At 45.4% G+C, this 7,171-nt stretch carries 4 protein-coding genes and 2 pseudogenes; 2 read left to right on the forward strand and 4 right to left on the reverse strand.

The genetic code is table 11. The features are described from left to right. Window positions 1-136 precede the first annotated feature (136 nt). The 3 genes and pseudogenes from RIM23_RS22275 to RIM23_RS22285 form a co-directional block, all read right to left on the reverse strand. Window positions 137-1,249, reverse strand: a complete 1,113-nt coding sequence (locus tag RIM23_RS22275; protein WP_446369412.1) for an SGNH/GDSL hydrolase family protein — start codon at window positions 1,247-1,249, stop codon at window positions 137-139. Window positions 1,250-1,669: 420 nt separating this feature from the next. Continuing rightward, a pseudogene (locus RIM23_RS22280) lies at window positions 1,670-3,811 on the reverse strand (sensor histidine kinase); the annotation flags it as partial. A gap of 249 nt (window positions 3,812-4,060) precedes the next feature. After that, window positions 4,061-4,669 (reverse strand): DUF3318 domain-containing protein, encoded by a 609-nt coding sequence (locus tag RIM23_RS22285; protein WP_446336790.1) that lies wholly within the window; start codon window positions 4,667-4,669, stop codon window positions 4,061-4,063. Window positions 4,670-4,844: 175 nt separating this feature from the next. On the opposite strand from RIM23_RS22285, the gene RIM23_RS22290 reads away from it, so the two are divergent. Both RIM23_RS22290 and RIM23_RS22295 read left to right on the forward strand, forming a co-directional pair. Continuing rightward, window positions 4,845-5,105 carry a hypothetical protein gene (locus RIM23_RS22290; RefSeq protein WP_446336791.1) on the forward strand — a complete coding sequence of 87 codons (261 nt, stop codon included), beginning with the start codon at window positions 4,845-4,847 and terminating at the stop codon, window positions 5,103-5,105. A 21-nt stretch (window positions 5,106-5,126) separates the two neighbouring features. Then, a pseudogene (locus RIM23_RS22295) lies at window positions 5,127-5,375 on the forward strand (DUF2808 domain-containing protein); the annotation flags it as partial. A gap of 184 nt (window positions 5,376-5,559) precedes the next feature. Here RIM23_RS22295 and RIM23_RS22300 read toward each other — a convergent pair. Further along, the coding region (locus RIM23_RS22300; RefSeq protein WP_446369414.1) for a CHAT domain-containing protein at window positions 5,560-7,171 on the reverse strand (1,612 nt) is incomplete at its 5' end.

Genomic DNA, 7,171 nt, shown 5'->3' on the forward strand with positions numbered 1-7,171 from the left:
CCAGCCCTGAATCGACAGGGTGTTAGGAGATAACACGATGCCCTAGATGGCGAATATCGTGTGCCTGGGAACCCGTTTACCGGGATATATGGAACGAAATTTCCATAGAATCTCCCTTCTTCTAGGAGGGAGAGCGTCAAAGTAGAATGTTCCTTTCGATAATGGCATTCACAGAGAATTGCGATGACTTTCCAGTTGATTGCAGCAAAAAAGCCACCCCCATGAGTAGTAGTGGGATGGAAAACGCCGGTTCTGGAACAGATAGAGGTTCTACACCCGCATCCTGGAGTGCCTCGTATGCATAGTCTCCCCATAAAGCATGGGTTTTAGCCGTTGGATGGATGTCATCCCAGAATACGTACTCGTCGGGGTTAGAACATACACCCAATTCAGTAAAGCAAGGCTCAGTCAAATTGGTAAAACCAAATTCATCGGGCTGGGTGATAACCTCTTGAAACAGAGACGCCAGATCAGCCGATATGATATTTATATCATCATAGGTGAGACGCAAATCATCGAACATTGTCGTTAAACCCGCGTTATGTTCCGCACTCACTTGGGTAAGAGCCGCTTCCTCTCCCTGGATAATTGCTCGGGGCGTTTTGCCCAAATCGGGCAAGTTAGGAATAAAGAAATGGCGAGCGCCAGCTTCTGCTAAAGCCGTCACCCCAGTGAATAAGTTGTTAATGGGTTCAGCACTATTACGCAGCCCACCCTTGCTGTAATCATTATTACCAGCCCAGACAATATAAAGGGCGTCAGGATTAGCCGATGTTTGAGCGACATTTAGGTCATTAATAAAACCGTTAATCTCGGTGAGAACTCCTACGCCTAACTCAGGATAGACATTACCCAATCCTGTCTGAGCGCCACCAAAGGCAAAGTTAACGCTATTCGTTGCGGTAGCACCACCGAAGTTAAAGTTTACCTCTGGTGGGGTTGATGGAATGATTGGCTCTCCCACTGTTAATTCAGTCGATGGAATCAAATCAACGCCCAATTGGGATGTGAGAATGTCTATCCAGTTGTAGCCATTAGCAAAACGTCCTTCAAAATAAGGTGGAGTGGGGGTAATCGGTACGGGGAAACCTAATGAGTGGGCAGCTAAACTCACATTGAAGACATTGCCTGAATCAGCGGAGCTATCGCTAAACACATAAATCTGATTGAATTGGATTGCCTCAGCACTTAGCGGGTAAATCAACGATAAAAAGGATAATCCGGTGGCTATTGCCGTTATTTTGCTCATTTTAATTTTGCACTCCTGTATTTGATTGACGTTAATTTAGTTTAGATAGACTCGATTTAGGAAACGTTGTCTTTTGGACTATTGACCGCCTCAGCACTTAGCGGGTAAATTAAAGATAAAAGGGAAAATCCGGTGGCTATTCCGGTGATTTTGAGCATTTTCCTTTCTCACTCCTATGGTTGGGACGAAAAATTAGGGAGGTGGCTATATCCGCCATGACTCTTATACACCTAATCACCAGGGAATGATCGGATAAACAAGGATATTTATTGATTCTTAATTTTATTTTCTTTTATAAAATTCTATTGTTGTAATCACTCATTAAGTGTGTTTTAATGTAACAACGTCGCCAACTTAGTTGGGGAAAGGAAGGGTAAACTCAAAAGTTGATCCAACTCCGGGCGCACTGGTAACGCGAATGTGTCCCCCGTGAGCATTAATAATTTGCCGACATAAATATAAACCCAAACCAATACCCGTCAAGTGCTGAGAATGCAATCCCCGAACATAGAGTTTAAACAAGCGATCGCACTGCTGTTTGCTCATCCCTACCCCGTCATCGGCGATCGCACAATGGAGTCTATCCCCCTCAACCCTTACTGTCAGCGTAATCTGCACCCCCGGTAAATTATGTTTAAGGGCATTCGTCAATAGATGCTGGAAAACACACCGCAGTTGAGTTGGATCAGCTTTAACAGGGGGTAAAGTTTGGGGAATAGCCAGAGTTAATTTAGCTTGGTTGCTAGTTAATAACCGCTGCAAATCAGCCAGAATTTGGCTGAGGAGTTCATTTAAGCACAAGGGTTGACAGTGCAGCTCAATTTTGAGCCCTTGGTTAAAATGATCTTCAGATAAGGCATTGATCAACGTCAATTGGCGATCGCTATTTTCAATCAGCCGCTCCAGAATCCGGCGCGGGAGAGCCACGGTTTCCCCTGGGCAGTTTTGCGTTCCCTTCAACATCAGGATTAAGCCCATCATTGACGTTCGCAGATCATGAGACACGGCTTGTAAAAACACATCTTTAAGTTCATAAAGCCGTTGCAGCTCCTGCATTTTTTCCTCAAGTTGCACCGTGCGTTCTGCCACTTGACTTTCCAGGTTACCATTAAGATCTTGTACTTGTTGGTAAAGTTGAGCTTGTTGCATGGCAATGGTGACTTGAACCGCTAATCGCCTCAACCAATCCACCTCAAAATATTTCCAGTGACGGGAATGGTGACATTGATGAACCGCTAATAATCCAAAAAGTTGATCATCGAGAATTAAAGGGATTGCCAGGGTAGCTTTAATCTGATAGCACCGATAAAAGTCTTTGAGATAGGGAGTCACATTAACCTGATCGGTATTATCCCGGATTAAAATTTGACGCTGACTAAACAATTCCTGGGTTTCTTGTAACAGTTTCTCTGAGGGTTTCCATCCCAACATGGATTTATAAGCAGAGGCAACGGATTCGGCAGCAATTTTACTGTAGTTATGTTCATTCAGATAACTGATATAGACGCGATCTGCCTGTAATAATTGGCGTACTTCCACAACAGTAGTTTGGAAAATTTGGTCTAAATCTAAGGATTGACGAATTCGTAGGGCAATCTCGGCTAACAAGCGATCGCGTTCTAAAGTAGCGCGGAGTCGAGCTTCTGCCTGTTGACGCTCCGACATAGCGGCGGCTAAAACGAAAGCGGTTACTGTCACCACCGCCAGAAAGGTTTGTAGTAGTAGAATTGCTCCTTGGGTACTTCCCGTCTTCACCACAAAAGGTCCGATTCCCTGGATAGCTCCGCCAATTGCCATTCCCGAAACAACGACACTGGCAAAAACAGCACCCCACACCCGAAATCGCAGCGCCGCCCAAGCGACAAAGGGAAAAGGCAAATATTCCAGGGGGTAGTCGGAGAGGGAAAAGCTGGTTTGAGACTGGAAAACCAGCCAACTGAACATCCACAGTAGACTCCCACACAAGACGGCTTCAAAAATCGTATGGGGTGGATAATTTTGCCGCAACATTCCCTGGGGGAATCCTTGGGCAATTAATAGCAGTAAGGGAGTAAACACTAAGATTCCCATACTGTCCCCTAACCAAAGAGTGCCCCAATTCAGTCCAAATTGATGCCACGGGATGAAACCCACCCAGCAATTCACTACTGTACTAATGGTGGCGTTAATTGAGGGGGCAATAAGCGCGCCGACGATAATTAGGGTAAATGCATCCTTGAGGTGTTCTAGCGTCGGGTTAAAATCCAGGCGACGTAATCCCATCGCACCGACAACGGCTTGTAACGTGCAGCCAATAACTGAACCCAGGGACACCAAAAATGAGGCACCCAGGGACAGATTTAACCAGAATGCACCAATCGCCACACCAATCCACAGCCGTTTCCCCTCCAAGAAGAGCACAGCCAGAGCAATCCCCGCACTAACCCACACCGGAGACGCCTCAACGCCCAATCCCAACCACAACAGGGTAAAATGAGCGCTACCCATATAGGCGATCGCGACTAGAGCAACTGTGATTAGGTATCGCCAGAAACGTGTCTGACTCCCAGGAAATATGGACAAAATTAAATCTTTACCGTAATAATATTCAAGATTTCATGACTCAAAAAAATCGGCTTCCATCAACAGAATGCCCAAGTTATCAAAACTTAACATCCCCTAGGTGGATGAGTTTTGAGTTTTGACCCTTCACTTCGCTCATAGAGCATGGCGCGTTTGTAGGGGCGGGTTTTACTCTTATCCTTTCTTACCTCACAACAGATGTGACTCGCGCCCGCCCTGATTATTTGACTTTTGACTTTTGACTTTTGGCTATTCCTGTTTAACACTCTCAGGAACCCCCACTGGGGAAATACCTGCGATCGCCCGCAGGTTTTGGCTGCGAATTAACTCAGTAAAATTTAAACTCACTCGCCCTTCTATCTCAGCCACGGATGCAATCGCCGCTAATAGATGCTGTGCCGCTTCTGTTTCGGTATAGCCGCGCCTTAGAGCAACTTTTAGCGCATCAGTATCCCCATCCAAGTGGGTTTGGCAACGGCGAGTATTGCGCCAAATTTGACCTCCTGCGATCGCACTCAATCCCGTCGCCACAACAACACCCACCGCATCGCCTTGCATCAGTTCCACCATTCCCCCTAACAATCCCGCAATTACGACGCCTTGATATAAATCTGGCTTAAACCATTTGATATTAATCAACCAGCTTACGGTACTTAGGAGCAGCATATCCCGTTGCGGTCTGGGTAAGCGACGCCATAGATCAAAATTAATATAAATTGGACGATCTCTCAACCAAGGCATCGGCAAAGGAGTTTCAATCACCGCCGTCTGTTGCGGTTTACTGATAATTTTCGTCAGCATTCGCCCAGAGGCGGGCATTATATCACGCAAACGGCGAATTTCTGGCTCTGGATTCATCAGCCGAGGGACTCAAACTTACAGGATTTATAGGATAAACTTAAAACACTTATTTTCCCAACTATCTCATGCCTGCCTTAAAATGCAAAATGTCTGGGCAGGTAAACCCGTAAAATAGGCACAGGAGATTGTCAAGACCAGACTATCCCCTCAAGCTACAACCCAGCGATAGACTATGGACGCCTTTACCCCATTTCCACCGCAATGGACAAAATCAGCAACTCATGCATTAGAATTCTGCTGTCCCTCCTGTCATGCTTCTTGCATGGAAGCCCAACGGGTTTGGATTAATCGACAATCACCAGTCCTGACTGAAGATTATCGCAAGAAGTGGCAAGAGTTCTATCAATGCCAGTGTGGTACAGTGTGGTGGGCTTGGAGTAGCGATCGCCCTCCCTCGGAATTAACTAACCGCGATCAACCCCCAGATTTGTGAGTTGCATACAATAAAGGCGAACAATTGCCGTTGCAATCAGTCACAAAAGATAATGAAACAAACACAGTTTCTATTCGTTTTGCCGAACCGATTCCCCCTGGAACCACATTTACCATTGGTCTTCAGCCACGGCATAATCCGTATTGGGGCGGAGTTTATTTATTTGGTGTAACCGCTTTTCCAGCAGGAGAAAAACCCTATGGATTATATCTGGGTGTGGGACGATTGCACTTTTATGAACGAACCTCTTGTCGATGGGGATTCTGCTAGATAGGGGGTGATGGGGAGATGAGACAGATAGGGGAGTCATGTTCCTTTCCGTGATGCCAGAAGCGTCTGTCTGTAGGGGCGGGTTTAGGGACTAATATTGATTTTTATCCCTAGCTTGGCTGCAAAACCCGCCCCGACCAAATGACGAATAACGAATAACGAATGACATAAGACATAAGACAAATTACCAAGGACTACCAATCATAGTGAAGGCACTCCAGTAATAGGGATGTTCAAAGTTTATGTCTCCGAGTCTAGCTAATTCTGGCGGTAACGAGATTGATTTATCACCCGCAACCAGTTGACCCCCTTTGAGATAAACTTGTCCCTGCAACATTGCCAGTTGAGTTTGTCGCAGTGCTTCTGCTTTAATTGGGGCTTGTTTGAGGGTTTGATAGAGTTTGCTCATTAATCCGAGAGTTCCCTCATCACTGACATACCATAAACTTCCTACGGCTGATTTTGCACCCGCTTTAACCGCTAATCCAGCAAAACCTAATTCGGCTTCCTCATTCCCCAATGCGGTGCGACAAGCACTGAGGACTAATAATTCGACGGGGGGATTATTCCAATCTAACTGAGGTAATTGATTAAGTCGCAGCTTCCTATCCCAAAGTTGGATATAAGAATTATTCGGTGCTCCAGATTGGAAATTAGCATGAGTGGCTAAGTGGATAATGCCAAAGGGTTGCTGCTGACGTTGTGATTTTAGATTTTCTAGGGTAAAAGCATCGTTGAGAAAAGATCTGCCTTGCCACAGAGATTGAGTAATTTCTGATAATTCTACGGGAACCGCAGGTAAGGGCTTTTGGTCAGTAAATAGTGCAGCACCCATGGCTAAAACTTCCATGTTTTCAATGGGTTTGTAGTTCGGGTTTACTAGGCTTAAACTCGGCATTAAGCCAACACTATATTTCTCAATCAAAAACTGTTGCCCATCGTAAAGAGCCGCCATAGGAATAGAGCGTAAACCGTAATCTACTATAAACGTTACGTTTTCGATACCTAGAGCTTGCAGTTCGGCTTCCATGGGAGCAACCAGCCACTCATAGAGTTGTTTTCCGGGCAGAATGTAGCCTTGGCGACTGCGAACATTGGTAACTTCTAAGCGAAACTGATCCGCAACCTTGAGAACTTGTTGGCGAGTGATTCCCGTCAGTCGTTTGCGAATGGGTAATCCATTAGAGGTAACGAGTAGTAATTCTACTTGGTCTTCAGGATTGCGGGTTTTGGGAGGATAATTTTGGCTTGAAGATGATGGATTTTCCGCCTGATTAGAAATCTCTTGCGGGACAAAACTGATATAAAGCAATGCTGGTTTAACCCCTGTAGTTTTCTCGATGTTGTCGAGAATATCTCGGCTTTGGGCGAGAGTGACTAAGGGAATATCAGTGGGTAAGCCTAAATAGTCTACAAATTGCCGAGTAAAGTTTTCCTCTGAGGCTTCAACGGATTGGAGGGATGAGTCAGAACTCCCTGATGATGAGGCTTCGCTGGATGAGTTGTTAGCGGGGGTGGATGAATTGCTATTCCCTTCATTAGATGGGGTTTCAGCGGAGACAGATGGATTACTATTGGTTTCCCTAAGACTAGGATTAGTTGAGTTAATTGGTTTAGTTGTTGGTTCAGAGAGAGTCGTATCGCTGGGATTACTCAGATTATCTTCTGGGTTAATGGAAGTTGTATCCTCAGGATTCTCTAAGTTATCTTCTGGGTTAATGGAAGTTGTATCCTCAGGATTCTCTAAGTTATCTTCTGGGTTAATGGAAGTTGTATCCTCAGGATTCTCTAAATTA

The sequence above is a fragment of the Coleofasciculus sp. G3-WIS-01 genome, from assembly GCF_040223135.1.
Classification (GTDB): Bacteria; Cyanobacteriota; Cyanobacteriia; order Cyanobacteriales; family Coleofasciculaceae; genus Coleofasciculus.

Coding starts and splice junctions, on each gene's coding strand:
- RIM23_RS22290 (WP_446336791.1), top strand. CDS start 4,845: ATGGACGCCTTTACCCCATTTCCACCGCAATGGACAAAATCAGCAACT.
- RIM23_RS22275 (WP_446369412.1), bottom strand. CDS start 1,249: ATGAGCAAAATAACGGCAATAGCCACCGGATTATCCTTTTTATCGTTG.
- RIM23_RS22285 (WP_446336790.1), bottom strand. CDS start 4,669: ATGAATCCAGAGCCAGAAATTCGCCGTTTGCGTGATATAATGCCCGCC.